The organism is Streptomyces flaveolus (assembly GCF_000716535.1).
GTDB classification, from domain to species: domain Bacteria; phylum Actinomycetota; class Actinomycetes; order Streptomycetales; family Streptomycetaceae; genus Streptomyces; species Streptomyces flaveolus_A.
In genome coordinates this window covers 1-26,741 of record NZ_JNWV01000032.1, presented here as the reverse complement: position 1 = coordinate 26,741, position 26,741 = coordinate 1, and the positions used below count along the sequence as shown (strand labels likewise).

The 26,741-nt window shown below is 74.5% G+C and carries 21 protein-coding genes; 9 read left to right on the top strand and 12 right to left on the bottom strand.

What is annotated here, in order from left to right; all coding sequences use genetic code 11:
- Positions 1 to 229: 229 nt before the first annotated feature.
- Positions 230 to 817, top strand: coding sequence for an Rv1733c family protein (locus OO52_RS31585; protein WP_078877113.1), 588 nt, complete (start codon positions 230 to 232; stop codon positions 815 to 817).
- Between the two features lie 276 nt (positions 818 to 1,093).
- Here OO52_RS31585 and OO52_RS31580 read toward each other — a convergent pair whose 3' ends face one another.
- Together OO52_RS31580 and OO52_RS31575 are read right to left on the bottom strand one after the other, a co-directional pair.
- On the bottom strand, positions 1,094 to 3,103 hold the full coding sequence (locus tag OO52_RS31580; protein ID WP_030651113.1) for a PBS lyase: 2,010 nt from the start codon (positions 3,101 to 3,103) through the stop codon (positions 1,094 to 1,096).
- A gap of 154 nt (positions 3,104 to 3,257) precedes the next feature.
- Complete coding sequence (locus tag OO52_RS31575) at positions 3,258 to 4,937, bottom strand: acyl-CoA dehydrogenase family protein (RefSeq protein WP_030651112.1); 1,680 nt, start codon at positions 4,935 to 4,937, stop codon at positions 3,258 to 3,260.
- Between the two features lie 71 nt (positions 4,938 to 5,008).
- Here OO52_RS31575 and OO52_RS31570 point away from each other — a divergent pair, with 71 nt between their 5' ends.
- Complete coding sequence (locus tag OO52_RS31570) at positions 5,009 to 5,779, top strand: PaaX family transcriptional regulator C-terminal domain-containing protein (RefSeq protein ID WP_030651109.1); 771 nt, start codon at positions 5,009 to 5,011, stop codon at positions 5,777 to 5,779.
- 168 nt (positions 5,780 to 5,947) lie between these two features.
- Here OO52_RS31570 and OO52_RS31565 read toward each other — a convergent pair whose 3' ends face one another.
- Both OO52_RS31565 and OO52_RS31560 read right to left on the bottom strand, forming a co-directional pair.
- Entirely contained in the window at positions 5,948 to 6,736 is a 789-nt protein-coding gene (locus OO52_RS31565; protein WP_030651106.1) for a pectate lyase, read from the bottom strand.
- A gap of 155 nt (positions 6,737 to 6,891) precedes the next feature.
- A complete protein-coding gene (locus OO52_RS31560; RefSeq protein ID WP_030651104.1) occupies positions 6,892 to 7,848 on the bottom strand; it encodes a pectate lyase family protein in 957 nt (318 codons plus the stop codon).
- 573 nt (positions 7,849 to 8,421) lie between these two features.
- Between OO52_RS31560 and OO52_RS31555 the strand changes: the two genes are divergently transcribed.
- From OO52_RS31555 to OO52_RS31545, 3 genes are all read left to right on the top strand, one after another.
- Positions 8,422 to 9,747 (top strand): SGNH/GDSL hydrolase family protein, encoded by a 1,326-nt coding sequence (locus tag OO52_RS31555; RefSeq protein WP_030651102.1) that lies wholly within the window; start codon positions 8,422 to 8,424, stop codon positions 9,745 to 9,747.
- A 136-nt stretch (positions 9,748 to 9,883) separates the two neighbouring features.
- Positions 9,884 to 10,399, top strand: a complete 516-nt coding sequence (locus tag OO52_RS31550) for a hypothetical protein (protein ID WP_030651100.1) — start codon at positions 9,884 to 9,886, stop codon at positions 10,397 to 10,399.
- A 9-nt stretch (positions 10,400 to 10,408) separates the two neighbouring features.
- The gene (locus OO52_RS31545; RefSeq protein WP_030651098.1) at positions 10,409 to 14,698 is read left to right on the top strand and encodes a cation-translocating P-type ATPase; all 4,290 of its coding nucleotides are present in this window, start codon (positions 10,409 to 10,411) and stop codon (positions 14,696 to 14,698) included.
- A gap of 42 nt (positions 14,699 to 14,740) precedes the next feature.
- On the opposite strand, the gene OO52_RS31540 is transcribed toward OO52_RS31545, so the two are convergent.
- Complete coding sequence (locus OO52_RS31540; RefSeq protein ID WP_037630061.1) at positions 14,741 to 15,820, bottom strand: NADH:flavin oxidoreductase/NADH oxidase; 1,080 nt, start codon at positions 15,818 to 15,820, stop codon at positions 14,741 to 14,743.
- Positions 15,821 to 15,917: 97 nt separating this feature from the next.
- Here OO52_RS31540 and OO52_RS31535 point away from each other — a divergent pair, with 97 nt between their 5' ends.
- Complete coding sequence (locus OO52_RS31535; RefSeq protein ID WP_048910388.1) at positions 15,918 to 16,307, top strand: ArsR/SmtB family transcription factor; 390 nt, start codon at positions 15,918 to 15,920, stop codon at positions 16,305 to 16,307.
- Here the strand turns inward: OO52_RS31535 and OO52_RS31530 are convergent.
- Positions 16,224 to 17,615: a nucleobase:cation symporter-2 family protein gene (locus OO52_RS31530; protein WP_030651089.1), complete on the bottom strand. Its 1,392-nt coding sequence runs from the start codon at positions 17,613 to 17,615 to the stop codon at positions 16,224 to 16,226. The genes OO52_RS31535 and OO52_RS31530 overlap by 84 nt on opposite strands.
- 125 nt (positions 17,616 to 17,740) lie before the next feature.
- Positions 17,741 to 19,081 (bottom strand): FAD-dependent oxidoreductase, encoded by a 1,341-nt coding sequence (locus OO52_RS31525; protein WP_030651086.1) that lies wholly within the window; start codon positions 19,079 to 19,081, stop codon positions 17,741 to 17,743.
- A gap of 198 nt (positions 19,082 to 19,279) precedes the next feature.
- On the opposite strand from OO52_RS31525, the gene OO52_RS31520 reads away from it, so the two are divergent.
- Positions 19,280 to 19,951, top strand: coding sequence for a DUF6214 family protein (locus OO52_RS31520; protein ID WP_030651082.1), 672 nt, complete (start codon positions 19,280 to 19,282; stop codon positions 19,949 to 19,951).
- Between the two features lie 19 nt (positions 19,952 to 19,970).
- On the opposite strand, the gene OO52_RS31515 is transcribed toward OO52_RS31520, so the two are convergent.
- From OO52_RS31515 to OO52_RS31495, 5 genes are all read right to left on the bottom strand, one after another.
- On the bottom strand, positions 19,971 to 20,639 hold the full coding sequence (locus OO52_RS31515) for a TetR/AcrR family transcriptional regulator (RefSeq protein ID WP_030651079.1): 669 nt from the start codon (positions 20,637 to 20,639) through the stop codon (positions 19,971 to 19,973).
- A 154-nt stretch (positions 20,640 to 20,793) separates the two neighbouring features.
- The gene (locus tag OO52_RS31510) at positions 20,794 to 21,483 is read right to left on the bottom strand and encodes an HAD family hydrolase (RefSeq protein ID WP_030651076.1); all 690 of its coding nucleotides are present in this window, start codon (positions 21,481 to 21,483) and stop codon (positions 20,794 to 20,796) included.
- Positions 21,484 to 21,493: 10 nt separating this feature from the next.
- Positions 21,494 to 22,207 carry a phosphatase PAP2 family protein gene (locus tag OO52_RS31505; RefSeq protein WP_231406671.1) on the bottom strand — a complete coding sequence of 238 codons (714 nt, stop codon included), beginning with the start codon at positions 22,205 to 22,207 and terminating at the stop codon, positions 21,494 to 21,496.
- A 101-nt stretch (positions 22,208 to 22,308) separates the two neighbouring features.
- The gene (locus tag OO52_RS31500; protein ID WP_030651069.1) at positions 22,309 to 23,244 is read right to left on the bottom strand and encodes a M56 family metallopeptidase; all 936 of its coding nucleotides are present in this window, start codon (positions 23,242 to 23,244) and stop codon (positions 22,309 to 22,311) included.
- Positions 23,245 to 23,643: 399 nt separating this feature from the next.
- On the bottom strand, positions 23,644 to 24,195 hold the full coding sequence (locus OO52_RS31495; protein ID WP_030659219.1) for a DUF5134 domain-containing protein: 552 nt from the start codon (positions 24,193 to 24,195) through the stop codon (positions 23,644 to 23,646).
- A gap of 162 nt (positions 24,196 to 24,357) precedes the next feature.
- Between OO52_RS31495 and OO52_RS31490 the strand changes: the two genes are divergently transcribed.
- Both OO52_RS31490 and OO52_RS31485 read left to right on the top strand, forming a co-directional pair.
- A complete protein-coding gene (locus OO52_RS31490) occupies positions 24,358 to 26,070 on the top strand; it encodes an FUSC family protein (RefSeq protein WP_030659217.1) in 1,713 nt (570 codons plus the stop codon).
- Positions 26,067 to 26,648 (top strand): MarR family winged helix-turn-helix transcriptional regulator, encoded by a 582-nt coding sequence (locus OO52_RS31485; RefSeq protein ID WP_030659215.1) that lies wholly within the window; start codon positions 26,067 to 26,069, stop codon positions 26,646 to 26,648. Before OO52_RS31490 ends, OO52_RS31485 begins: the two co-directional genes overlap by 4 nt.
- Positions 26,649 to 26,741 lie beyond the last annotated feature (93 nt).

The following is a 26,741-nucleotide window of genomic DNA, read 5'->3' as shown; positions in this document are numbered from 1 at the left end:
CAGTCTGCACCCCACCACTGACACTCTCCCCGAGACCGGGTGTTCGCGCAGGTCACCCACTGTGTCGCGGGGGTGTGGCGAAGATCGGCCGGTTCCGTTCCCACATGCGCCTGCGCGAAGGGGGTGTCTCGTGCGACCGTCGGGAGACGGCTCGTCGTGAGCAACGGAGCGGTCTTCCGCGTATGGGAGGGCGGTCCGGCCGGTCGGTGCGCTCGTGAGGAGGATGCCCTTGAAGGCGTTCCGTGGTCCGAAGGTGTGGCTGTGGCGCTGGCGGCGCAACCCGCTCAAACGCCGGGCCGACGTCGTGGAGGCCTGGGTGGTGCTCGGTGCCTGTCTGCTGACCGTTCTGGCCGGTGTGCTCGCCGGCCTCGCGGCGGCCGGCTCGGTGGAGCACGGACTCGCCCGCGAGCGGGCCTCCTGGCGGCCCACCGTGGCCCGGGTCGTCGCGCAGGTGCCGGGGAAGTCCCCGGCGCACAGCAGCCATGCCTCCGCCGGGGAACAGGTCTGGGCCGAGGTCCGCTGGACCGTCACCGACGGCTCCGCCCACACCGGTCAGATCCGGGTGGAGCCCGGCAGCAGGCCCGGTACGCCGGTCACCGTCTGGACCGACCCGCAGGGCCGTCTGGTCTCCCGCCCCACCACCGCCTCCGAGGCCGCGTTCCGGTCCACCCTGATAGGCCTCCTGGTCGGCGCGAGTGCCGCCGCCGTCCCCTTCGCGGCGGGCCTGGCCGTACGGGGCCGTCTGGAACGCCGGCGCATGGACGCCTGGGACACGGAATGGGCCAGGCTGGGCCCACAGTGGGGCCGCATGGTCTGACGTGCCCAGCGGGGCCGCATGGTCCGACGCCGGGCGTCCGGTAGGCCTCGCCGAGCAGTCATCGTTGTCCGGACGGTGCCAGAGGGGTACGTCGGCGGGCGGGGTGGGGCTCAAGGCCCGGCGTTGCCCAACCGCGGGGCGCCGCCCCCGATGGCGCCGGCACCCTCAGGCCGCCGTCGCCGTCGCCGTCGCCGTCAACACCGTCAGCACCGCGCATCCCGGCTTCCCTCGGCTCCGCCGGCCCCTTTCCGCCACGAGCCCAGCCCCCACGCCCGGCTAAAGCCCCGCCAGCACCTCCCGGCACCTCTTCAGCAGCTCCTCGTCGTCCCGGATGTCACGGCTGCCGTAGGCGCCCTCGTGGGCCGTGTGCCGGCGCGGGTGGGTCAGCTCTGCGGTGATCAGGTCGCGCAGCGGCGCCGCGGCCGGGCCCATCGTGGTCAGGCACCTGGCGATCGGGCCACGCGTGCGGGGAGCCGCCGTCCAGGCTGACCGGAAGACCGGCCGAACCGGTTCGGCGTCCCCGGTGACGCGCCACAGCGCGCACGCGGCCGGTATCCGCTCCCGCACCGGTCCGGACCGGGCGAGGCGGCGCAGCCCGGGCAGCGCGGGGCGCGCGGCCGGGCCCAGCCTGCCGAGCTGCCGGGCGGCGGCGCGCCGGGCGTCCGGATCGTCCCGCCCCAACTCCCGCAGCAGGACGGGGAGTACTGCGGTGGCGTCCCCGTCCGCCAGCCACAGCGCGCCCGCCGCGGTGGCCGCGTGCCGGGTGTGGAGCAGCCGGCGCAGGAGCGGTGCCGTCTGCGCGGCGGCGCCCAGCTCCGCCAGCGTTTCGATCACCTGGCCGGTGACCGCGTCCCGCGCTCCCAGGCCGTCGGGGGCGCCCGAGAGCAGCCGTATCAGTTCGGGGACGGCCTCCTTGTCGCCGATGGCCCTGATCGCCGCCAGCAGTGGGGTGGCGAGCCGGGCGGCGGTGGGCGAGGTGAGCGGGACGCGCCCGAGGCGGAGCCGCAACGCGGGGGCCAGCGGCGCCGCGGCCCGGCCCAGGTGCGCGGCTTCGTGGCCCAGCCCGACGGGCGCCGCCGGACCGGCCAGCAGCAGGGCCAGGGGCGGGACCGCGCGGGGATCCCCGGTCCTGGCCAGCGCCTTGAGCGGGCCGCCGAGCGAGGGGGAGCCGCGCTCCCAGCGATGCGTCCACAGATCGGGCCGGGTGGTCACCAGCGCGTGCAGGTCGTCCGCGGCGGGCGCGGCCAGCGCGTACAGCTCCGCCAGGACCGAGACCGCCGCGTCCCGTAAGCGGTCCTGATCGGTGCTCAGTTGGGCGCCGAGCAGCCGGACGGGTGCGTCGTAGTCGCCGCGCCAGCCACGGAACAGGGCCGCCGACATCCAGACGGCATTGCACCGATCCACCGGGTCCGGGCTGGTCAACTGCCCGGTGAGCAGGGCGATCCGGTCGTGCACCCGGTCCCCGAGCGCGTTGTGGAGAGTACGCAGCAGCGCGGCGCCCTGTTCGTCCGAGGGGCGCAGCCGCCGTATCCGGCGCACCAGGGTGTCCGTGCCGGAGCGTTCCGCGGGCGGCCGGCGCCGTGCGGACCGCTCGTGCAGCAGCCGGACGGCCGTGGGCACCAGGTCGGCGGGGAGCCGGACGGGCGCGTGGAGCGCGAGCTGGCCGAGTGCCGCGAGCCGAGGGCCCGGCGCGTGGGGCGGCGCGCTCTGTTCGGTCAGGAGGTCCAGCGCGCCGTCCGCGAGGGCGGGATACCGGTGTGCGAACAGCGCGAGCGCCTCCGTGACGGCCGGCAGGACGTGATCGTCCCGCTCGGCCCGCAGTCGTCGCCGCAGCAGCTCCAGGACCCTGGCGGGCTGGTCCAGGAAGCGCACGAGGGCTCCGGCAGCCGCCCGGCGCACGACCGGATCCGGGTCCCCGGCGAGCGCGACGAAGGCCTCTGCGTCGGCGCACACCGCCTCCCGTGCCGCGTTCTCCGCGCCCGCGCGCTCTCCGGCCTCCGCCCCCTCCGCCCTCTCCCCACCGATACCGACCAGCAGTTCCACGATGCAGCCCCGGTCCGGTACCTCCTCGCATGCCGCCAGCGCGAACAGGAAGGGCACGCAGGCCGGCGTCGCCTCGTACGCCCTTCCTTCGTGGTGCACCGCGTCGTACAGCCCGTCGAGCGCGGTCGCTCGCTCGACGGTGTCCGGGGACGCCAGGGCCCGTAACCATCCGGGCACGTCCTCCGCGCTGCCGTGCGCGTGCCGCAGCGAGGCCCAGTCGACCTCGTCGATCCCCGTGAACACGTCGTCCTCCCTGTCCTCCCCAGGTGAGTGGCACCTGATCGGGAGTGTGCACCACGGCACTGACAACGGTCCGGAACCGCATGCTGACTGTGTGCGATCCGTCGGCGCTGACCGGCCACCGGACACGGCCGCACGGCACGCGCGCGTGTAGGGGTCAGTTCCGGTCGGGCAGGGCGCGCTCCAGGATGGCGTCGAGGTCGGTCCCCGCGGACAGGGTGCCGAACGCGTGACCCCAGTCGCCGCCCAGCCGGCTCGCGCAGAAGGCGTCCGCGACCGGGTGCGGAGCGTGCCGGACGAGCAGGGAGGCCTGGAGCGCGAGCGCCATCCGCTCGACCAGCCGGCGCGCTCCCACCTGGTCGGTTCCGGCCAGTTCGTGCTTGATCGCGGCCACGGCCGTGTCGAGCCGGGCGTCCGCCCCGCGCGCGAGGGCGAGTTCGGCGAACAGGGCCTCGGCGGTGTCCGGTTCGCGGCTGAGGGCGCGCAGCACGTCGAGCGCGTTGACGTTGCCGGAGCCCTCCCAGATCGACAGCAGCGGAGCCTCCCGGTAGTGCCGGGGCATGCCGGAGTCCTCGACGTACCCGTTCCCGCCCAGGCACTCCAGCGCCTCGGCGGTGAAGGCCGGGCCCCGCTTGGTGACCCAGTACTTGCCGACGGCCGTGGCGATGCGCCGGAAGGCCCGCTCCCCGGCGTCCCCGCGCACCGCGCGGTCGGCCGCCCCGGCCAGCCGCAGCGTGAGCGTCGTCGCCGCCTCCGACTCCAGCGCGAGATCGGCCAGGACGTTGCGCATCAGCGGCTGGTCGATCAGCCGGGCGTCGAACGCGCTGCGGTACCGGGCGTGGTGCCCCGCCTCGACCAGTGTCTTGCGCATCAGGGTCGCCGAGGACATCACACAGTCCAGGCGGGTGCAGTTGACCATCTCGATGATGGTCTTCACGCCCCGCCCCTCCGGACCCACCAGCCAGGCGACGGTCCGGTCGAACTCCGGCTCCGATGAGGCGTTGGACCGGTTGCCCAGCTTGTCCTTCAGCCGCTGGATGCGGAAGGTGTTGCGGCTGCCGTCCGGCAGGACGCGCGGCACCAGGAAGCACGACAGCCCGCCCGGTGCCTGCGCGAGCACCAGGAAGACGTCGCACATCGGCGCCGACGTGAACCACTTGTGCCCGCGGAGCGTGTAGACGCCCGGCTCCCCGGTGGGCGTGGCCGTGGTGGTGTTCGTCCGGACGTCGGAGCCGCCCTGCTTCTCGGTCATGCCCATCCCGGCGAGCAGCCCGGGCTTCTCGGTGGGAACGCGCAGCCGGGGGTCGTACTCCCGGCTGGTGAGCAGCGGCTCGTACACCTTGGCGAGATCCGGCTGTGCGCGCAGGGCGGGCACAGCGGCGTACGTCATCGACGTGGGGCAGCCGTGTCCCGCCTCCGTGTGCCCCCACACCAGGCCGCCCGCGGTCCGGGCGACGTGCGCGCCCGGCCGGTCGTCGGCCCACGGGGCACCGGCCAGGCCCTCGGCGACCGCCGTCCGCATCAGGTGGTGCCAGCTCGGGTGGAACTCCACCTCGTCGACCCGGTGGCCGTAGCGGTCGTGGGTGCGCAGCACCGGCTCGTACCGGTTCGCCAGCTCGCCCCACTCCTGCGCCTCCGCGCTGCCGGCGCGCGCCCCCAGCCGCCGGATGCCCTCCTCGGCCCACTCCGCGCCCTCCCGGCGCAGCCCCTCCAGCAGGGCGGCGTCGTCGGAGGAGTCGTACGGGGCGAGCGGCGGGGGCTGGTTGGTCACGTCGTGCGTGGCGTACGACGGCTGGGACGGCGACGGCGGCTGCGACTGCTCGGAAATCGAGACCATAACAGCATGTTGCACTCTTTCTGCGGCTGTAGCAATGATGCAACAAGGGAACGCACGTACAGTACGGGGCCATGCGCATGAACGTCTCCGCGGAGCCGGACGCGGATGCGGCCGGCCTGCGACCGCTGTCCGCCCGGTCGGTCGTGCTGAGCCTGCTCCTCGGCGTGCATCCGCCCGAGCTGCCGGTGAAGGACCTGGTCCGGCTGGTGGAGCCGTTCGGGGTCGGCGGCTCCACGCTGCGGGCCGCGCTGAGCCGGATGGTGACCGCCGGCGACCTCCGGCGCACCGACGCCGTCTACCGGCTCAGTGACCGGCTGCTGGCCCGGCAGCGCCGCCAGGACGAAGCCGTGCGTCCCCGCACGCGCGCGTGGGACGGCGACTGGGAGATGGTGGTGATCACGGCGACGGGCCGCGGCCCCGCGGAACGCGCCGACCTGCGTGCCCGGCTGACCGCCCTGCGCCTGGCCGAACTGCGCGAGGGCGTCTGGCTGCGCCCGGACAACCTCGACCGTCCGCTGCCGGATGATGTGCGCCAGGTGGCGCTGACGTACGCCGCGCGCCCCGACGAGCCCCCGCGCGACCTCGCCGCCCGGCTCTGGCCGCTGGCCGACTGGGCGGCCACCGCACGCTCGCTGCTCGCCCACGCGACCGGGTCCGGCCACCCGGCCGGCCGGCTCACCGCCTACGCGGCGGCCGTCCGGCACCTGCTCACCGACCCGGTCCTGCCGTCCGCGCTGCTGCCCCCGGACTGGCCGGGGGAGGCCCTGCGGACCGCCTACGCCGACTACCGGCGGGAGCTGACCACGACCCTGGACGCGCCGGAACCGGAAGACGAACGCTGACCGCGCGGCCCGTCCACCAGAAGGGGGCACGGACGGCGGATCGGCCCGCCGAGACGGCTCAGACCGGGACGGGGCAGGCGGGGCCCGCCGTGGTGTCCCGCTCACGGTGGTGTCCAGGCCGCGCGAGTGCCCGGGGTGGTGGTGACACCCCGGGCGCCCGGCCGTCGATCACTTGTAGGTGATGTCCGAGCTGGAGTACTTGCAGTACGTGCCGTCCGGGCCCGAGCCGTTCGTGGTCGGCTCCTTGCCGGTGTTGTTGCCGGTGTACTTCTGGCACGGAACGATCTTCTTGCTCGTGTCCCCGACGATGGTGATGTTCTTCAGGGTCGCGCTGTCGCCGTAGTTGGTGTTGATGCCGACGAGCTTGCTGCCCTTGTAGGTCGCCTCGATGCCGCTGAGGTTGATCGTCCGCTTGTACTGCGTCTTGCAGTTGCCGCAGGAGCGGGCGAACGTGCCGAAGTTCCGCACCGCGAAGCCGGAGACGTTCAGCGTGCCGGCGCCGTTGAACTGGAACACCTTGTCACTGGCCTCCTTCGCCCCGCCGCCGCTGACGGTGTAGACGTTGGACGACGAGGAGCCGAGGAAGGTGGCCGCGTCCTCACCGACGTCCTCCCACCACACGTTCTGCAGCGTGCAGCTCCCGAGGCAGTGGATGCCGTCCGCGGCGGGGGAGCCGATGATGACGTTCTTGAGGACCGTGCCCGGGGCGAGTTCCAGGATGGGGCCCTGGTCCTCGTCCTGGCTGTCGCTGCCGAGGTCGCCGGTGCCGTACAGCCGCTTCATCCCGTAGTCCTTGGTGCCGGACAGGGAGATGGTGGCGGAGACCGCCTGACTGCCGTTGGCGTTGGGCCAGGTGGCCGCGCCCGCGGGCGCACCGGACGTCATGATCATGCCAAGCGTGAGTCCGAGGGTGGCCAGGCCGCCCAGCAGACCGCGCGCGGATGCTGATGAGGTCATGTCCCGAATGCCTTCTTCCGAGTGAGGTCAGAGTGAGGTGTGAGTGAGATCGGAGGGGGTCCTGCGGGAGATCCGAGTGGGCGTCGGAGTGGGGGTCCGACGGGAGATCCGGGCGGAGGTCGGAGTGGAGGTCCGACGGAAGGTCCGAGCGGGGCTCAGATCCTCCCGGCGCCCGCGCCCGACGTCACCGAAGCGACGACGCCGGAGGCGGGTTCGGCCGTGTAGTCGTACGGCGGGGTGGTGAAGGTGCCGTTCCGCGAGATCTCGGTCGCGGCTCCGCCGAGGTCGTTGCCGCGCAGGACGGCGTATCCGTCGACGTCGCTGTCCCGGCTGGTGGTGACGGCGACCCGGGTGTCGCGGAAGACGTTGTTCTCCACGAGCATCTGCGCGCCCATGCGGGAGTGCACGGCGGTCTCCGCGCCGACCACGTAGTTGTCGTAGAAATGCCCGGTGCCGAAACGCAGGCTCGGGATGCGGGAGTTGACGTTGTCGAACCAGTTGTGGTGGTACGTCACCCGCAGGTGTCCGGTGTCCTCGGCCGCGTTCTTGTCGCTGTGGCCGACCAGTGAGCCCTTGTAGTGGTCCTTGAAGACGTTCCAGGCCACCGTGACCTGGTCGGACCCGTGGCTGATGTCGACCAGGCCGTCGTAGTGGTCCTTGCCGTGCTCGCGGTCCGAGGACAGGGTGTTGTGGTCGATCCACACCTTCGTGGAGGCCTGCACGGTGAGGGCGTCCGTCTTGACGGCCTTGCCGATGTTCAGGTTGCGGACGACGACGTTGCCGACCTTCTTCAGGCGCAGTCCGCCGCCGGTGAAGCCGGAGGACGAACCGACGCCCAGCACGGTGGTGTTGGAGCCGATGTCGACCTGGCCGCTCAGTGTGATCAGGCCGCTCACCTTCACCACCTTCGCCGAACTGCCGGTCACGGCCGCCTTGAAGGCGTCCAGGGTGGACACCGTCACCGCGGGGGCGTTGCCGCCGCCGGTCGTCCCGGCGCCGAAGCCGACCGGTGTGGACGACGCGGCGCCGGCCGGGTGGGGCAGGGCGAGGACGGTCGCCGTCGCGAGGGCGATGGCCGTCCCGGCAGCGCCGGAAACTCTTCTGATGCGCATGCGGGTGCGTCCCTTCTCTGTGGGGGAGGGGTTACGTACATGAATCCTGTACGCCATACGGAACGCATGTAGGGGGTGCTGGCACCTCAGGGGTCAGTTAAGGCGCCAGCCGGTCACGCTGATGAACGGACCGTAGGGTGCAAGCGCTTTCTAGTCAACAGGTCGCGCAGAGCGTTTCCGGTCGGTGAGAAGTGGCGTGGGAGCGCTTCCATGAATTGCGTGTCCATGCCACCATGCCGGGTGTTCCTCGCACGACGCGCACGCAGCGCGCCCTCGCACGAGCCGCGACCGGAAGGGACGGGTGACGTGCCCCCCACACCGCACCGCTCGGGAACCGGCCTTCCCAGGGCACTTGTCACCCTCCTGGGTGCCCTCCTGCCACTCGCGGCGCCGGCCCTCGCCGCGCCGCCGGCCCTGGCCCGGGAGCGGGCGGCATGACCGGCCCGGCGCGCATCCCGCCGCGCCGGACCTCCGGGCACCCCCACGCCCCCGCCGTCCCCGCGCACCCCGCAGCACCGGTGCCCCCCCGATCCCGTCGTGCCCGTCGTCGCCCCGCACCCCGGAAAGGTCTCCGTGAAGTCGCCCAGCAGAACGCCGCTCGCCACCGTCCTCAGCACCTGCGTCCTCGTCCTCGCCCTCGCCGTGACGGCCTCACTGCTCACGGCGCTGGTCAAGAGGGCGGCTCCGGCCACCGCCGCGGCCGGCCCCGGCCGGCACTGGGTGAACACCTGGACCGGCATGCCCCAGCTGACCGAGCCCGCCAACCTGCCGCCCGCGCCGTACACCGGTGACAAGTCGGTCCTCGTCGACACCACCCTGCGGCAGACGGTGCGCGTCACCGCCGGCGGCCCCCGCATCCGGCTGCGGTTCTCCAACGCGTACGGCGACACCCCGCTGCCGCTGACCGCCGTCACCGTGGCCCTGCCCCTCGACGGCAAGGCCGGCGTCAGCGCGGTGGAACCCGCGACCCTGCGCCGGGTCACCTTCGCGGGCCGGAACTCCACGACCGTCCCGGTGGGCGCACAGATGGTCTCCGACCCCCTCGACTTCGAGCTGCGCGCCGGGTCCGAGCTGACGGTGACGGCGTACACCGCGCGCGGCCAGGCGTCGCTCGCGCTCACCTCCCACCCCGGCTCGCGCACCACCTCGTACCTCGCGCACGGCGACCACACGCGCGACCAGGACCTCCCGGGCGCGACCGCCGTTGACCACTGGTACCTGCTCAGCGACGTCGAGGTGCTGGCTTCCGGCCGTACCGAGGCGGTGGCCCTCGTAGGAGACTCCCTCACCGACGGGCGCGGCTCCACCACCAACGGCAACGACCGCTGGCCCGACCAGTTCTACGACCGCCTGCACAGCAACCCGGCCACCTCGGACATCGCCGTCCTCAACCAGGCGGCCGGCGGCAACCGCGTCCTCAACGACGGGCTCGGCCCCAACGTGCTCGCCCGGCTCGACCGGGACGTCCTCTCCCGCAGCGGCGTGACCCGGCTGATCCTCTTCGAGGGCGTCAACGACATCGGCACCGCCGACGCCACCCCCGCAGCGCAGCGCGCGGTCACCGACGACCTGATCGCCGGGTACCGGCAGATCGTCGTCCGCGCCCACGCCCTTGGCATCCGGGTCTACGGCGCGACCCTCACCCCGTTCGGCGGCAGCACCCCGTACGACGATCCGGCGGGCGAGCGGGAGGCCGCCCGGCAGCGCGTCAACGCCTGGATCCGCACCCCCGGCCACTTCGACGCGGTGATCGACTTCGACCGGGCGGTGCGGGACCCCGCGGCCCCGGACCGGCTCCAGCCCACGCTGCACGCCGGGGACTGGCTCCACCTCAACCCCGAGGGGTACGGCGTCCTCGCCTCCGCCGTGCCGGAGGGGCTGTTCCGGCACACCTCCTGACACCCGGGGCAGGTGGCGTCGAAGCGATTCGTGGCATTTCCTGGGAAATGGTGGTTTCCCTACGAAAAGAGGGGATGACCAGCATGGTCGCGGGCACTCGGTGGGGCACGCAAGACGATCTCACCCGAGGAGAGTCATGGCTGAGCAGAAGTCGTCGGCCCTCACGGCGCCCCTGCGCGGCGCGGCCTCGGTACTGCGCAGGGTGCCCGGCGCCGGAACGGTGACCAGGGCCGCCGAGGAAACACTGGACAAGGTCGGCGCGGTCTCACCCCGCGGACGGCGCATCGCGGTCTACGCGGGCGCCGGGGTGCTCGGTGCCGCGGGCGTGGTGGAGTGGCCCGTGGCCCTCACCGGCGCGGCGGTGGCCTGGCTCACCCAGCCCCGGCCCCCGCAGCCGGCGGACGCGGCCGCACCCGCCGAACCCGCGCACGACATGGGCACCGCGGCCCTCAGGTCCGGCGACGGGGGCGCCGGGCAGGGTCCGGCCGCCGGGACCGGCGCGGGCACCCGGGCGCCGGCGCCTGCCAAGGAGGCCGGACACGCGTCGGCACCCAGCCCGCCCGAGGCCCCCCACGGTGCCCGGGCGTCGGCGGGCAGGACGTCCTCCGGTCCCCTCGGGCCCACCGCGCGACCCGATCGCACCACGCTCTGAGGAGGACATGTGCCCGGTCTGCTGACAGCGCCGTCGTCCGCCGTCCGCCTGCTGCCGGCGGCGCCACGCCTGCTCGCGCGGGCGGCGGCACCGGCGGTCGGACTGGCCGCCGGTGCCGCTGCCGGAACCGCGCGCGCCGGCGTGCGGGGCCTGGACGCCGCCGCGCGTGTGGGGCGAGTGGCGCGCAACGCGCTGCCCGGCTCCGGCGACCACTGGCGGTCCGGTGCCCGCACCCACCTGGCGGTACGGCCTCTGGAACCGGAGCAGGCGCGGCGCGCGGGCGGCACGGAACACCTGGCGCGCCGGATGGCCGAGGCGCTGGCGGACCACCCCGACGTACTCCTCGCCTACTGGGACCAGGGACTCGCCCGTCTGGTGGTGACCGCGACCGAAGAGGAGGCCGCCGACCGGGTCCTGGACCACGCGGCCGGCCTCGCCGAGCGGCACGGGCTCGTCCTCGCGGGCGGAGACGTGGAGGAGACCACGCATCCGGCCGACCCGGCCGGGGTGCGTGCCGCGGTGGCCACGCTCGCCGCCGACGGCGCCGGGATCGCGGTGGCCCTGACCGCTTACTGGCTGCGGCTGCCGCCCTCGCCCCGGATGGCGACCGCGGCCGTGACCCTCCTGCGGGAGAACCCGCGCTTCCGCGCATGGCTGCGCGCCCGGCTCGGCGACACCCGGATGGACCTCCTGCTGGCCTGCGCGAACGCCGCCGTGCACGGCGCCGGCCAGACCCCCACCTCCCTGGTGCTCGACGGCGCCCTGCGGGCCTGCCAGGTGGCCGAGACGGTGGCCCGCTCGGCCGCCTTCGACGCCGTGCACGACCAGCTGTGCGGCCCCGACCGCGTCAGCCTCGCCGCGCAGGGTCCGCCGCGCCCGCCGCTGCGCGTCTCCCCGGCCCAGGAGTACGCGGCCCACGCCTCCGCCGGCAGCCTGCTGGGTGCGGCGGCCACCCTCCTGGTCAAACACGACGGCGCCGAGGCGGCCGAAGCGGTGCTGGCCGGCTCCCCGAAGGCCGCCCGCTACGGTCCCGCCGCCTTCCACGCCGTGCTCAGCACCGCCCTGGCCCGCACCGGCGTGCTGGTCCGCGACCCGGAGCGGCTGCGCGAGCTGGAGATGGCCGGCACGGTCGTCCTGCACCCCAGCGCGCTGCGCGCCGAGGGCGGCGAGGCCGACGCGTGGGCCGAACCGGTGCTGGACGCGGCCCGCCGGGCCGGGCTCCGGGTCGTCCTCGTGGACGATCCGGCCCTGGAGGACTTCACCGGCCTCGCCGACCAGGTCGTCGACGCCCGCCGGCCGCTGGACGACGTCGTGTACGAGGCGCGTGGCGACGAGGGCGCCGTCCTGGTGGTCGCCCGGGTCCGGTCGGCCGACGAGCACGACGTGCTGGGCGCCCTGCGGGCCGCCGATGTCGCGCTCGCCCTGACCGACCGGGACGGAGCGGTGGTCTGGGGCGCGGACATCCTCGCCCTGCACGGCCTGCCCGACGTGTGGCGGGTGCTGACCGCGATCCCGGCCGCCCGCCGGGTCGGCCACCGGGCCCAGACCCTGGCCCGCTCCGGTGCCGCGCTCTCCGGGCTGCTCGTCGCCGTCGGCGAGTCCGGCGGCGGGCGCGGCCGACGGTCCGTGCTGCCGGGGCTCCGGCACGCACCCGTCGACGCCGGTGCCGCCGTGGCCCTGCTGTCCGGGATCCGGTCCGCACTGGGCGTGGCGGTGGCCCGCTCCCCGCACCCGCGCCCCCGGGTGCACTGGCACGAGCTGGACCCGGACCAGGCCCGGGAACGGCTGGCCCACGAACCGGCCGCGGAGGCCGGCCCGTTCGACGCGTTCACCACCCGGATGCGCAAGGCCGCCGAGGGCGTCGGCCGGCACCCGGCCACGGCGCCCGTCCGCTGGTCCTACCGGCTCGGCCGCGCCGTCCGCGGGGAACTCCAGGACCCGCTCACCCCCGTCCTGGCCGTCGGCTCGGCCGCCTCGGCGATCCTCGGCTCGGTCATGGACGCGCTGCTCGTCGTCGGCGCACTCGACCTGAACGCCCTGGTCGGCGGCATCCAGCGGCTGCGGGCCGAGCGGGCGCTGTCCGGACTGGTCGCGGACCAGAAGCAGAAGGCGCGCCTGGTGCCGCCGGAGACCGAGGCCCCGGTCGGCGGCACCCGCACGGTGGAGGCGGGCAAGCTCCGGCCCGGCGACCTGATCCAGCTCAAGACGGACGACGTGGTGCCCGCCGACGCCCGGCTGCTGTGGCAGGAGGGCCTGGAGGTGGACGAGTCCGCCCTGACCGGCGAGTCGCTGCCGGTGGAGAAGCAGACGGACCCCACCCCGCACGCTCCGGTGGCCGACCGGCGGTGCATGCTCTTCGAGGGCACGACGGTGGTGGCGGGCGAGGCCCGGGCCGTCGTGGTCGACACCGGCGACCGCACCGAGGCCGCCCGTGCCGTCCACCTCGCCGCCCGTACGCCCTCGGCCGCCGGCGTCCAGGCCAGGCTCCAGGAACTGACCCGCAAGGCGCTGCCGCTGACCCTGGGGGGCGGCGCCGCGGTGACCGGGCTGGCGCTGCTGCGCGGCACCCCGATCCGCGAGGCGGTCAGCGGCGGGGTGGCGGTGGCCGTGGCGGCCGTACCGGAAGGTCTGCCGCTGGTGGCGACGGTCGCGCAGCTGGCGGCCGCCCGGCGGCTGAGCCGGGGCGGTGTCCTGGTGCGCACCCCGCGCACGCTGGAGGCGCTGGGCCGCATGGACACCATCTGCTTCGACAAGACCGGCACGCTCACCGAGAACCGGCTGCGGCTGGTGCGCACCTCCGACGCCGGGGGCACGGTCCGCGCGGTGGACGACGCCGGTTCCGAGGAGACGATCCGGGCCGCCGCACGGGCCTGCCCGCGGCTGAACGGCGACTCCGACCGGCCGGTGCACGCCACCGACGAAGCCGTGCTGGCCGCGGCGCCGCCCGACCCGGACTGGACCCAGCTCGCCGACCTGCCGTTCGAGGCCGCGCGCGGATACGCCGCCGCCGTGGGCAGGATCGGGGACGGCCCGGCCGTCCTGGTGGTCAAGGGCGCCCCGGAGACCGTGCTGCCCGCCTGCACCGGGCTGCCGGCGCACGCCTCCGAGTCCGCGCACACGCTGGCCGGGGCCGGTCTGCGGGTCCTGGCGGTGGCCGAACGCCGGCTCGGCGCGGGCGAGCAGGAGTCGGACGTCCTCGAACAGCCGCTCCGGGACTTCGAGTTCGTCGGCCTGCTGGCGCTGTCCGACGTACCGCGCGAGACCTCCACGGCGCTGGTGAACGGGCTGAACGGGGCGGGCGTACGACCGGTCATGCTCACCGGCGACCATCCGCAGACCGCGCGGGCCATCGCCGCCGACCTGGGCTGGCCGGAGGACACCGTGGTGGTCACCGGCGACGAGCTGGCCGCGGCCGACCGCGCGTCCCGGGCCCGGATGCTGCGTGACGCGGGCGTGGTGGCCCGGGTGGCGCCCGAGCAGAAGCTCCAGGTCGTGGAGGCGCTGCGGGACGCGGGCCGGGTGGTCGGCATGGTCGGCGACGGCGCCAACGACGCCGCGGCGATCCGCGCCGCCGACATCGGCGTCGGCATCAACGCGCGCGGGTCGGCCGCCGCGCGCAACGCCGCGGACATCGTCCTGACCGACGACGACCTGACGGTGCTGATCGACGCGGTCGGCGAGGGCCGCGCGCTGTGGCACAGCGTGGCCGACGCGATCGCCATCCTGATCGGCGGCAACGCGGGCGAGGTCGGGTTCGGCATCCTCGGCACGCTGCTGTCCGGGCGGGCTCCGCTGTCCACCCGGCAGATGCTCATGGTGAACCTCTTCACCGACCTGTTCCCGTCGATGGCGGTGGCCGTGACGGAGAAGGAGGGCGAGGCGGACCTGGGGCATGTGGAGGAGGCCGCCGGCGTGCTCGGCGATCCGCTGCTGCGGCAGATCCGGCACCGGGCCCTGACCACCTGCCTGGGCGCGGTCACGGCCTGGCTGATCGGCCGCTTCACGCCGGGCACCGCCCGGCGCTCCAGCACCATGGCGCTGTGCGGGGTGGTCGGCACCCAGCTCGTGCAGACCCTGCTCGACCGGCGCGACAGCCGCCTGGTGCAGCTCACCTCGCTGGGCTCCGCACTGGCCCTGGTGGCCGTGGTCCAGACCCCGGGCATCAGCCGCGTCGTCGGCTGCACCCCGCTCGGCCCGTTCGCCTGGGCGGGCGTGGTGGCCGCGATCGCCCTCGCCCTGGCGGGCCAGCGCACACTGCCCCGCCTGGAGCGGGCCGTCGGGCAGCTGCTGCCGACCTGACCCCGCACCGCCGGGCCGGTGAACCGGCCCGGCGGCCCCGGCTCAGACCGAGCGGTGGTACTGGTCCGGAACCCGGACCCGCGCGTTCAGTTCGCGTGCCGCCTGGCGGGCCCAGGACGGGTTGCGCAGGAGTTCCCGGCCGAGCAGGACGACGTCCGCCTCGCCGTTCGCCACGATCTTCTCGGCCTGCCCGGGCTCGGTGATCAGACCCACGGCGGCGACCGGCATCGGGGTCTCGGCCTTCACCCGGGCGGCGAACGGGACCTGGTAGCCCGGCCCGGTCGGGATGGTCACGCCGGAGGCGTTCCCGCCGGTGGAGACGTCGAGCAGGTCGATGCCGTGGGCGTGCAGGTCGCCGGCGAAGCGGACCGTGTCCTCGGGGGTCCAGCCGCCGTCCTGGAGCCAGTCGGTGGCCGAGACGCGGAAGAACACCGGCTTGTCGGCGGGCCACACCTCCCGTACGGCGTCCACGACCTCCAGGGCGAACCGGGTGCGGTTCTCGTACGAGCCGCCGTAGGCGTCGGTGCGGTGGTTGGAGTGCGGGGAGAGGAACTCGTTGATCAGGTACCCGTGGGCACCGTGGATCTCGACGGCCTCGAACCCGGCGGCGAGCGCGCGGCGCGCGGCGGCGGCGAACTGCCCGACGACCTCGCCGATCCGGTCCACCGTCAGCTCCGTGGGGACCGGATGGCGTTCGTCGAACGGCAGTGCGCTCGGGGCGAGCGGCTGCCAGCCGTGCGCCTCCGGTCCGACGGGCGCGCCGCCCTTCCACGGCTGGTCGGTGGACGCCTTGCGGCCAGCGTGGCCGAGCTGGACCGCCGGCACGGTGCCCTGCGCGGCGAGGAAGCGGGTGATCCGGCGGAAGGCCTCCACCTGGGTGTCGTTCCACAGCCCGAGGTCGTACGGGGAGATCCGGCCCTCGGGCGAGACCGCGGTGGCCTCCACCACGATCAGACCGGTACCGCCGACGGCCCGCGCCGCGTAGTGCGCGAAGTGCCAGTCCTGCGGAACACCGGTGAGCGGCCCCTCCGGGTCGGCCGAGTACTGGCACATCGGGGGCATCCACACCCGGTTCGGGATGGTCACTTCGCGCAGGGTGATGGGCTCGAAGAGCGCACTCACGACGGACTCCATTCGTCACGGACCGCTGTTCGGTTCGTACGGTACTCCTCGTACTACGAGAGATGTCAAACTACGATGACCCTCGTACAATGGAGGCATGGGAGCTTCTCGTGAGGAAGGGGCAGTCGCCGTGACCGACACCGCCACCGCCGGCCGCGCGCTGCCGCACCCGGCACGGGAGCAGATCCGGCTGGAGTCCGTGCTGCACGCGCTCTCCGACCCGATGCGGCTCCAGATCGTGCGCGAACTCGCGTCCGGGGGCGCGGAGCTGACCTGCTCGCAGTTCGACCTGCCGGTCACCAAGTCCACCAGCACGCACCACTTCCGGGTGCTGCGGGAGAGCGGGGTCATCCGGCAGGTCTACCGGGGCACGGCCAAGATGAACGGCCTGCGCCGGGACGATCTAGACGGACTCTTCCCGGGACTGCTCGACAGTCTCCTCACCGCCGCCGACCGGCAGGCCGGCCGACTCGGCGCCGGCGGCTGAACCACCCTTCACCGGAAGGTGGTTGAAGAGCAGGTTCAGCACGATCGCGGACAGGCAGCCCGCGCTGATCCCGCTGTTCATCACCGTCTGGAACCAGTCCGGGAACTTCGCGTACACCGTGGGCACGCCCACCGGCAGCATGCCGATCGCCACCGAGACGGCCACCACGGTCAGGTTGTCGTTGCCCTTGAAGTCGACCCGGGCCAGCGTCCGCACCCCGCTCGCCGCGACCGTCCCGAACATCACCAGACCGGCCCCGCCGAGCACCGGTGCCGGGATCGCCGCGACGACCGCGCCCAGCTTGGGCAGCAGGCCGAGCAGCACCAGGATCCCGCCGGCCGCCGCCACCACCCAGCGGCTGCGCACCCGGGTCATGCCGACCAGGCCCACGTTCTGCGCGTACGCCGTGTACGGGAAGGTGTTGAACACCCCGCCCAGCACGGTCGACAGGCCGTCCGCCCGCAGCCCGTCGGCGAGGGGGCGCGGCTCGACCTTCCGCCCGGTCAGCTCGCCGACGGCGATGAGGTCACCCGTCGTCTCGGTCATGGTGACCAGCGCGACGACCAGCATCGACATGATCGCGGACACGCGGAACTCCGGCGCCCCGAAGTGGAACGGCGTGCTGACGCCCACCCAGTCGGCGTCCCCGACCCCGCCGAAGTCGGTGAACCCGAACGGCACGGCGACCGCCAGGCCGACCGCGATACCGAGGAGCACGGCGATCCGGGAGAGGAAGGCGGGCGCGAACCGCTGCACGCCGAGCACCACGGCCAGCACGAAAGCCGCCAGCGCCAGGTTCTTCGGCTCCCCGAAGTCCTTCGCCCCGGCGCCGCCCGCCGACCAGTTGCCCGCGACCGGCAGCAACGAGACCCCGATGATCAGGATCACCGTGCCGGTCACCAGCGGCGGGAAGAAACGCAGCAGCCGGCCGAAGACCGGCGCGAGCAGCATGATGGCCAGCCCGGCGACGATCACCGAGCCGTAGATCGCGGGCAGCCCGCCCCCCGTCGTCCCGATGAGCACCATGGGTGACACGGCGGCGAACGTGCACCCCTGCATGATCGGCAGCCGGACCCCGAACCGCCAGAAGCCGACGCACTGGATCAGCGTGGCGATGCCGCACACCAGCAGGTCCGCGGTGATCAGGTACGCCAGGTCGGCGGGCGACAGCTTCAGCGCCCCGCCCACGATCAACGGCACGGCGACCGCGCCCGCATACATCGCGAGCACGTGCTGGAGCCCGAAGGCGGCGAGCTGTCGTACCGGGGGTATCTCGTCGACGGGGTGCACGTCTGCGGTCGTGGCCATGGGAACTCCATCAGCGGCGGGTGGGGAGTGGCATCCGGACAGAACGAGACCGTAGGCGCCTTGAACAGTTTGTTGATTTCCGGCCTGTTGCCGGTGTGTGTCCTGCCCGCCCTGGGACGACCGCGTTACGACAGCACTCGCGCCGCCCCGAGCAGCGCCTCCCAGTCGGAGAGCTTGACCACGCCGCGCCCCAGCCGCGCCCCCAGTTCGGCCTCGGCGCGCTCGATCGCCAGCCAGCCGTCCCAGGGCACGGGCTCGACGCCCGCCGCCCGCAGGGCCGGGACCGGATCCTCCGGCACGTCCGGACGAGCGAGTGCGGGCGCGTCCGTGAGCAGGGAGGTCACCGTCTCCTTGGCGCAGGGCCGGTTGGTGCCGATGACCCCGGTCGGACCGCGCTTGATCCACCCGGAGACGTACTCGCCGGGGGAGGGGACGCCGGCGCGCAGCACCCGGCCCTCCTGGTGCGGGACCGTGCCGCTCGCCGGGTCGAACGGCAGGCCTTCCAGCGGCACTCCGCGATAGCCCACCGAGCGCAGCACCAACTGGGCGGGCACGTCCTCGTACCGGCCGGTCCCGGTCACGCCGCCCGTGCCGTCCGGCGCCGTCCGTTCGAAGCGCACGGCACCCACCCGGCCGCCGTCCGCGAGCAGTTCCACCGGCCGCAGGAAGAACCGCAGCCGGATCCGCCGCGCGGCGGCCTCCGCGGCAGGCCGTGCCGCCCAGTCGCGCAGCACCTCCACATTGCGCCGCGGCCCCGCCGGCAGCGCGCCGGGATCGGCCGGATCCAGCGCCAGCTCGGCCTTGTCCACGATCACATCGGTGCCCGGCAGTCCGCCCAGCTCCCGCAGCTCCTTGGTGGTGAAACGGGCCTGTGCGGGGCCGCGCCGGCCCACCATCTGCACCTCGGTGAGCCCGCTCGCCGCCAGCGTGTCCAGCGCGGCCTGCGGAATGTCCGTGGGCCGCAGCTCCGCCGCACCCCGGACCAGCATCCGGGTGACGTCCACCGCGACATTGCCCACCCCGATGACGACCGCCGAGCGCACCCCGCGCAGGAAGCCCGCGTCGGCCGCGTCCGGATGCGCGCTGTACCAGGACACGAACTCGGTCGCCGACCAGCTGCCCGGCAGATCCTCGCCGGGGATCCCGAGCCGGCGGTCGGTGGCCGCGCCCACGCAGTACACCACCGCGTGGTAGAGCCCCCTCAGCATCTGCGTCGGCAGCCCGCCCGGGCCGCCCACCCGGACCCCGCCGAGGAACCGCACCCGCTCGTGCTCCAGGACCGTCCGCAGGCTGCCCTGGAGGGACTTGATCTTCTCGTGGTCCGGGGCGACGCCGTAGCGGACCAGGCCGTAGGGGCACGGCAGCCGGTCCAGGACGTCCACCTGGACCTCCGGATCAAGCTGAACGAGGCTCTGGGCGGTGTAACACCCACTCGGCCCGGAACCGACGACGGCGACACGCAGCACGGCGGTACTCCTCGCCCGAAGGAGGGTGTGCGGACGGCTCCAGCATGGCACCGCATGGCCCCCGACGGCAGGGGCCGGTGGGGTGACCCGGGTGCGTGTCCATGCGGATGGGTGTGGTCACGACGTTACGTTGCGTGTGTGCCAGAAGCATCCTTTCTTGATCTTCCTGATCGGAACGCGGAGGATGGCGCGGTCTCCGTGTGGCCCGCGTGGCAGGTGCGGGAGCACGGTGGCGTCACTTCCTGGTTCCAGGTCCGGCTGGCCTTCCCCGACGGGGCCCGCGTCGACGCCCTGGCCGTGGTGAGCGCGGGACGTGTCTCCATCGAGGACGTCCAGGCCGAGCCGGCCCTGTCCCTTGCCGACCTGACCGCGCTCGCCGACTGGATCGAGGGACCGCTGTTCGAGGCGTGCGGTGTGGACGTCGACACCGGCCCGGCGCGCGACGGGGACGCCGGTGCCGAGATGGCCCGCGGTGTGGATGCCGATACCCGCTCGGCGTGCGGCCTGGACACGGGCGAGGCGGGTGACGGCACGACTCCGGACGCCGGGTGCCCGCCAGCCGAGGAACCCGGGCCGGACGCCGCGTGCTCGCGGCCCGAGGAGCCCCAGCCGGGCGCCGGGTGCCCGCAGACCGAAGAGCCCGAGCCGGACGTCGGCCAGCCCGTCGTCAGCCGTGCCCGGCCCCCCTGGCCCCGAGGCATCGAGGGCCGCCGGCTCGTCGCGCGGGAGTACCGCGCGGCGCAGGACGAGGGCGTCGACCCGGTGCTGGCCGTGATGAACGCGACCGGACGCGGTCGCCGGCGCGCCCTCCGGCTGATCGCCCAGGCGCGGGACGCGGGCCTACTGGCACCCCGCCACGCCCGGCGCTGACCGAGCGGCTGGACACCCGTCAGGGGGTGCCCGGCCGCTCCTCCGTGGCGAAGAACCGGGACAGATCCTCTTGCCCCGCCCCCGCCCCCGCATCGCTCTCCGGGGGCACACCCATCTCCCAGTCGAGCCCGTACCGCTGGAACAGCTCCGCCCGCAGCACCGGAACGGGCATCGGCACCCCCGGCACCAGCGCCGCGAACACCGCGCCCATCAACAGGGCCCGCAGCATCGGATAGTCGGCCGAGACGTTCTGCGCGCCGTACCGGGCGACGGTGTCGCCGAGCAGCTCCGCCAGCCGGCGCTGCTCGGGGCACTGCACGAAGCCCTCGGCCTGGAGCAGGCCCGCCATGTGCTGGCGCATCAGCACGGGCCGGTCCCGGGCGAGGCCCAGGATCGCGTCGATGGCCCGGGCCAGCCGCTCCCGGCCGTCCTCGGTGCGCGGCTCCCGCTCCAGCGCCTCCTCCAGCGTGCGGTGCATCAGCCGGTGCACGGCCGACTGCACCAACTGGCGTTTGCCGGGGAAGTAGTACGACACCAGGCCGCGCGCCGAACCGGCCCGGTCCGCGATGTCGCCCAGCGTCGTGGCCTCGAACCCGCGCTCGCCGACCAGCTCCACGGCGGCCTGCAGCAGCCGTTCCCGGGAACGGCGCCGCAATTCTTCATTGACCGAGGCGCTGCGCGGGGACATTCTGTAACTCCTGCGTTGACTGGCTGCCAGCCAACTATACTCAACGCAGCGGGGCGCCCCTATGCCTGGGGCCCGCCCGGAACAGCCGTCCGTCTGGGGCGACGCGGGGGATCGTCTCAGACGGGCGGTGTGGCGCGCCCGCTCACGTGGGCGCTCAGCCCACGAGATCCAGTACGGGCAGCAGCGCGTCCGGGCGCTGGGACGTCGGCAGGTGGTCCACGAAGTGCACCCGGCAGCCGAGCGCGGTGGCGCCGCCGTCCGCCGCCCTGTTGTCGCCGACCATCAGCACCTCCCGCGGATCGGCGCCGAGCGCCTCGCAGGCGATCGCGAACAGCCGCGGATCCGGCTTCTGCACCCCGTGCTCGTACGACAGCACGTACGCGTCCACGTATGCGTCGAGCCCGTGCTCCCGGAAGACCGGACGCAGATCCCAGCCGATGTTGCTGACCACGCCGACACCGATCCCGCGCTCGCGCAGGGTGCGCAGCACCTTCTCGGCGTCGGGGTACGGGGTCCAGGCGGCGGGGGACATGTGCCGCTCGTACAGGGCGTCGTGCAGCCCGGGATCCGGCAGCGGCACCCGGCGGGACAGGCCCGTGAAGGCGGCCCGGTGCAGTTCCGCGCTCTCGTCCCGCACCGCCCACAGCTCCGCGAGGTCCGCGGGCAGCTCCAGCGGCGCGGCACCGCCCGGCAGCGCGCCGGCCTCCTCCAAAGCCCGTGCCGTGCTGGCCAGTTCGGGCTCGGACAGGGTGTGGCCGGTCCCGGCCAGCACCGCACGCAGCCAGGACTCGGCGGACTCGGCGCGCAACAACGTCCCGGAGAAGTCGAACAGCACGGCGGTCATGCGCCGGACTCTACCGCCCGGCCGACGGCCGCGCCCGGCCGTCGCGCGGCCACTCGTGGACCGCCACCGCGGCCGCGACCAGCGCCGCGCCGGCCAGCCACCCGCCGAGCACGTCCGAGGGCCAGTGGACGCCCAGCCACACCCGGGTGACGCCCACGCCCACCACCGAGACGAGCGCCGCGGTCACCGCCGTACGCCACACGGCGGGGCGTGGGCCGTGGCGGTGCAGCAGCCACAGCAGCAGACCGCAGACGACGGTGGCGGTCATCGCGTGACCCGACGGGAAGGCCGCGTAGTGCGCGGAGTCGACCGGGTTCGGCCAGACCGGGCGGGGCCGGCCGACGACGGCCTTCACGGCCTGCTGCACGATCGTGGCCACCGCGCAGGTGATCCCCAGCCACAAGGCCGTCCACCAGGCCGCGCGCCGCCAGACGAGCCACACCGCCGCCGCCGCGCAGACCAGACGCATGGTGGTCGGGTCCCACACCCAGTCCGTCAGCACCCGGAAGACTCGCGTCACCTCGTGGTCGCGGACCGCCCAGCGGTGGGTGGTGCGGGAGATGTCGCCGTCGACGGTGATCAGGGGGTGCCAGCGCAGGGCGACGAGGACCAGCAGCACCAGGAAGCAGGCGCCGAGAGCGCCGGCCGTGCGGGCGGCCCTGCGGAGCGTCGTCGGCGGCTCGGGGGCGGGGGGCGACGGAGGAGCGGAGGGGCGATGGCGCATGCCGTGATCCTTGTGGAAGCGAGGGGCCGTGGCCAAGTCCCGGTGGGACAGGGGCGCCGCGGCCACGTCGCCACCGGGGCGGATCCGTCAGACGGGCGGCATCAGCCCAGCGCCCGCAGCCCGGGCACCAGCGCCACCAGCACCGGGACCACCGGCACCAGCGCGGCGGTCGCCGTCAGGCGCAGTCTGCGCAGGGCCGGCAGCCGGTCCGGTGCCGTCAGCAGCCGTCGGACGCGGTGCGGCACATGCGCCTGCGGCGTCGGACAGGGCCCGAACACGCCGCGGTCCTCGTTGAGTCCGACCAGGGCGAGGGCCGTCGTCAGCCGGCCGAAGCGCCGGGACGCCATGTCGTCGGCGGCCAGCTCGACCAGCCGGTGCATCTCGTCGCGGAACGCGGCGAAGACGGGGACCTGCGGGAATCCGCCCGCCAGGGCGGCCGAACAGTGCAGCAGCCAGTCGTGCCGGGCCTGCGCGTGTCCCTGCTCGTGCGCGAGCAGCGCGTCCAGTTGACGCCCCTTCAGGCGGCGCAGCGCGGCCGTGGTGATGACGAGCCGGGGCGCGGCGCCGGTCAGCCACCAGGCGTCGGGGCGGTCGCCCTCCAGCACCACCAGCCGGCCGCCCGCCGGTTCCTCGCCCGGCAGCAGCGGTGCGCGCACCAGCAGTTCGGCGCGCCGCGCACGTCGCCGCGTCCGGGCCCGTACGACCTCCCGGACCAGCATGGCCACACTCCACAGGCCGCCGCAGGCGAGCAGTACGGCGGTGGGTGCCGCCCAGGAACCGGCCGCGCCGAGGGCGTAGGCGTCCACGACCGCGCGCGGCGCCGTGGCGAACACGTGCCCGCGCACCGCCTGCCAGGCCGCCGCCGCACTGAGGGTCATGGACAGGGCACAGCACAACAGGACGGCCGCCACCACGCACTGCCACACCCACAGGGCGACGACCGGCTCGCGGTCCGGCCAGTCGGCCCGGGCGAGCAGTCGCGGGGCGACGACGGCGGTCAGGGCGCCGAGCAGCAGCAGGGCCACGGAGACCATCATGGTCAGCACCCTATGAGCGCGAGGCCGCTCAGCGGTACGGTCCGCGGCACCGACGTGACGCAAGCAACGCGTGCGTTCTGGGGGTGGCGCCGGGCGTCGGGGTCCGGGTAGTGGCGCGCGGGTGGTGGGTCCGGTAATGGCCCGTGGATGTGGGCGTTCCGGACGGTGGCGCATGGGTGCGGGGTCCGGGTGGTGGCGCGCGGATGTGCGTGTTCCGGGTGGGGGTGTGAGCGTGCAGGGGTCCCGGGCGGTGGAGCGAGGGTGGGGGGCCGGGGTTGTGGCGGGAGGGTGTGGGCGTTCCGGGTGGCGGCGCGAGGGTGCGGGGGGCCCGGAGTTGCGACGCGAGGGTGTGGGCGTTCCGCACGGTGAGCGGGGGTCTGGGCCTTCCGGGGCCGGTCGTCACATCGCCAGCAGCATCGCCACCATGCCGATGCCCATCGACAGCCGGCAGGCCCGGGCCAGCTCGGGGCGGTCGCCCCAGCGGGCCGGGACCGTTCCGCCCGCCGGGGCGGGAGCGGGTACCAGCCGGGCGCCGGAGAGCAGCACATAGCCCGTGAAGTACAGCAGCAGCGCGCCGGTCAGCAGGGGCACGCCGGTGCCACCGTGCCCGTGGTGGACCGCGGGCGGCGACGCGGCCATCGCCACCGCCATGTAGACCATCGCGGCGCTGCCCACCAGATGGTGCAGATGGTGCGGGGCGCCGCGCGCGGCCCACAGCGCGCGCAGGGCCGCCGCGCCGAACACGGCCGCGTACACCGGCCACGCCCATTTCGGCTGTGTGAACACCGCCGCCGGGACGGCCATCGCGGCCATGCCGAAACCCATCAGCGCCTCGCCGCCCGCGGCCCGGCGCTGCTCCTCGACACCGCTGCGCATCCGCAGCAGGCAGTAGGCCCCGGTCGCCGCGCACAGCGCGACCAGCAGCCAGGCGATCGACACCGGTCCGTGCACGCGCACCTCCACGCTCGACGGTCGGTCGAGGGTGCGATGCCCGCCACCGGCGGAGCGCACGCGAGCGCAAGGGTGTACACGGGGAGCATGCGGGGGAGCGCGGTCGGTGACCAGGCGGCCCGCCGACTATTTTACGAGTAAAACACGTGCTAAATTGATGGTATGAGCAGTGCGACCCCCCACCGTCTTCCCCTCGCCGGAACGCTCCGCCTCGGGCGCCCCTCCGACATCTGGTTCAAGCCCGCGCTGAGCGTGGTGGCCGCGGTCGCCCCGCCCAACCTCACCCTGCTCGCGCTCGGCCGCCTCGACCTCGCGATGTACACGATGGCCGGCTCCCTGTGCGCGCTCTACGGCCACAACCGGCCCTACGCCGCCCGCGCCCGCGCCCTCGCCTGGGTCGTGCTCGGCATGGTCGGCGGCCTCGCCGTCGCCCTGCTCGCCGCGGCGCTCACCACGAACGCCGTCGTCCTCGTCACCGTCGGCGCCGTCCTCGCGGCGGTCCAGAAGACCGCGTGCGACGCCACCCGGATCGGACCGCCCGGCAATGTGGTCCTCACCTTCATCAGTTCCGCCTCGCTGTTCGCGCCGCAGACCACCGGCCAGGTCCCCGGACACGTCGGGCTGGCCCTGGCCGCCGGTGTCTGGGCCTGGCTGGTCGGCATGGCCCCCGGGCTGCTCCGCCCGCACGGCCCCGAGCGCCGCGCCACCGCCCTGGCCCTGAACGCCGCCGCCGCGTACGCCGACACGCGCGGCACCGCCGACGGCCACGCCCGGGCCCGCGCCACGACCGCCGCCGCGATCCACGCCGCCTGGCAGTCGCTGCTCGCCACCGGCGCCCGCCCCGACCGCACCCGACGCGCTCTCGAACGGCTCCTCGTCCGCGCCGAGGTCGCCCTGGCCGCGCCCGCGGACACCGACCCCGCGCGGCTGCGCGCCTGGGCCCGCGACCTGCGCGGCACCGGCCGCGTTCCGCGTGTGGAGGCGCCGCGCGAGTCCGCCGACGAACTCCTCGGCCTGGCCGCCGAACAGGCCCTGCCGCCCCGCTCGGCCTGGCACAGTCTGGCTCCCCTCGCCCCGCTCGCCGTGCGCACCGCGCTCGGCTGCGCCCTCGCCGGATACGCCGCCCTCGCCCTCGGCGTCGGCCGCCCCTACTGGGCGCTCGTCACCGCGGCCTCTCTCTACCAGGCCAACGTCACCCTCACCTGGAGCCGGGGCGTCCAGCGGGTCGTCGGCAACCTCGTCGGCGTCCTCCTCTTCGCCGCCCTCGCCCCGCTCGCCCATGTGCACCCGGCCGCCCTGGTGCTGTGCTGCCTCGCCCTCAACTTCGGTGCCGAGGCGCTGATCGGCCGCAACTACTGGCTGGGTAGCGTCTGCGTCACCCCGATGGCCCTGCTCATCACCGAGTTCGCCCGCAGCCAGGACCCGGCCGAGCTGATCACCGACCGGATCGCGGACACCCTCGTCGGTGCCCTGGTCGGCTTCGTCGCCGCCGTCGCCGTCACCAACCGGCGCGCGGGCGACCGCCTGGAGCGCGCGCTGACCGCGGCCGAGCGGGCCCGCGAGCACGCCGCCCGCCTGCTCGCCGAGCCGCGGCCGGAGCCCCGCGCCGTGGAGTCCGCCCGCCGCGCCCTCGCCGCCGCCCTGGTCGATCTGCGCGCCACGGCCGACGCCGCCGCAGGCGAATGGTGGCAGCGCGCCCTGCCCGAGGAACGGGTCGTGCTCACCGAGCAGGCCGGACACCGTACGCTCGCGGCGACGGTACGGTGCCAGGGCCTCGTACCACAGGACCCGGACAGCCCCCAGGCACCGGGCCGTGACCAGGACCGGGACCGGGTCCGGGACCCGGGCAGGACGACGGAGGACATACGGCCATGACGGCGACGAACGGCGGACCGACGCCCGGAAGCGACGCGACCGGCGCCCGGCCAGGGGCCGGCACCGACCCCGCGCGCGGCGACACCGTCTCCGCCGTCGTCCGCCAGTGGCGGGCCGTCCACCCCGAGCTGGACACCGGGCCCATGGAGATCATCGGCCGGATCAACCGCTGCGCCGCCCTGCTCCAGCAGGCCGAGGACGCCCCGCTGCGCCGCGCCGGCCTGAGCCGCGCCGAGTTCGACCTGCTCGGCGCGCTCCGCCGCACCGGCCACGAGCTGACGCCGGGCGAGCTGGCCCGGGAGACCTTCTCCTCCGGGGCCGCCGTCACCAAGCGGATCAAGCAGCTGACCGAGCGCGGTCTGGTCGAACGGCGCGGTGACACCCGCGACCGCCGTGTGGCCCACGTCCGCCTCACGGACACCGGCCGCGACCTGGTCGACGGCATCCTCCCCGAACAACTCGCCTACGAGACGGCCGTACTGTCCGTGCTCGACCCGGCAGGCCAGAGCGAACTGGCGGGCCTCCTCACCGAGTTGCTCAGCCGCCTGGAGGGCCGGATGAGCGGGCTCCGGGCCTAGGCAGTGTCTTCAAATGATCTTGAGTGGTGGATCATGGACGGGTGATACGTCGCCATGAACTGTCCGATGCCGAGTGGGAGTTCGTCCGGCCGT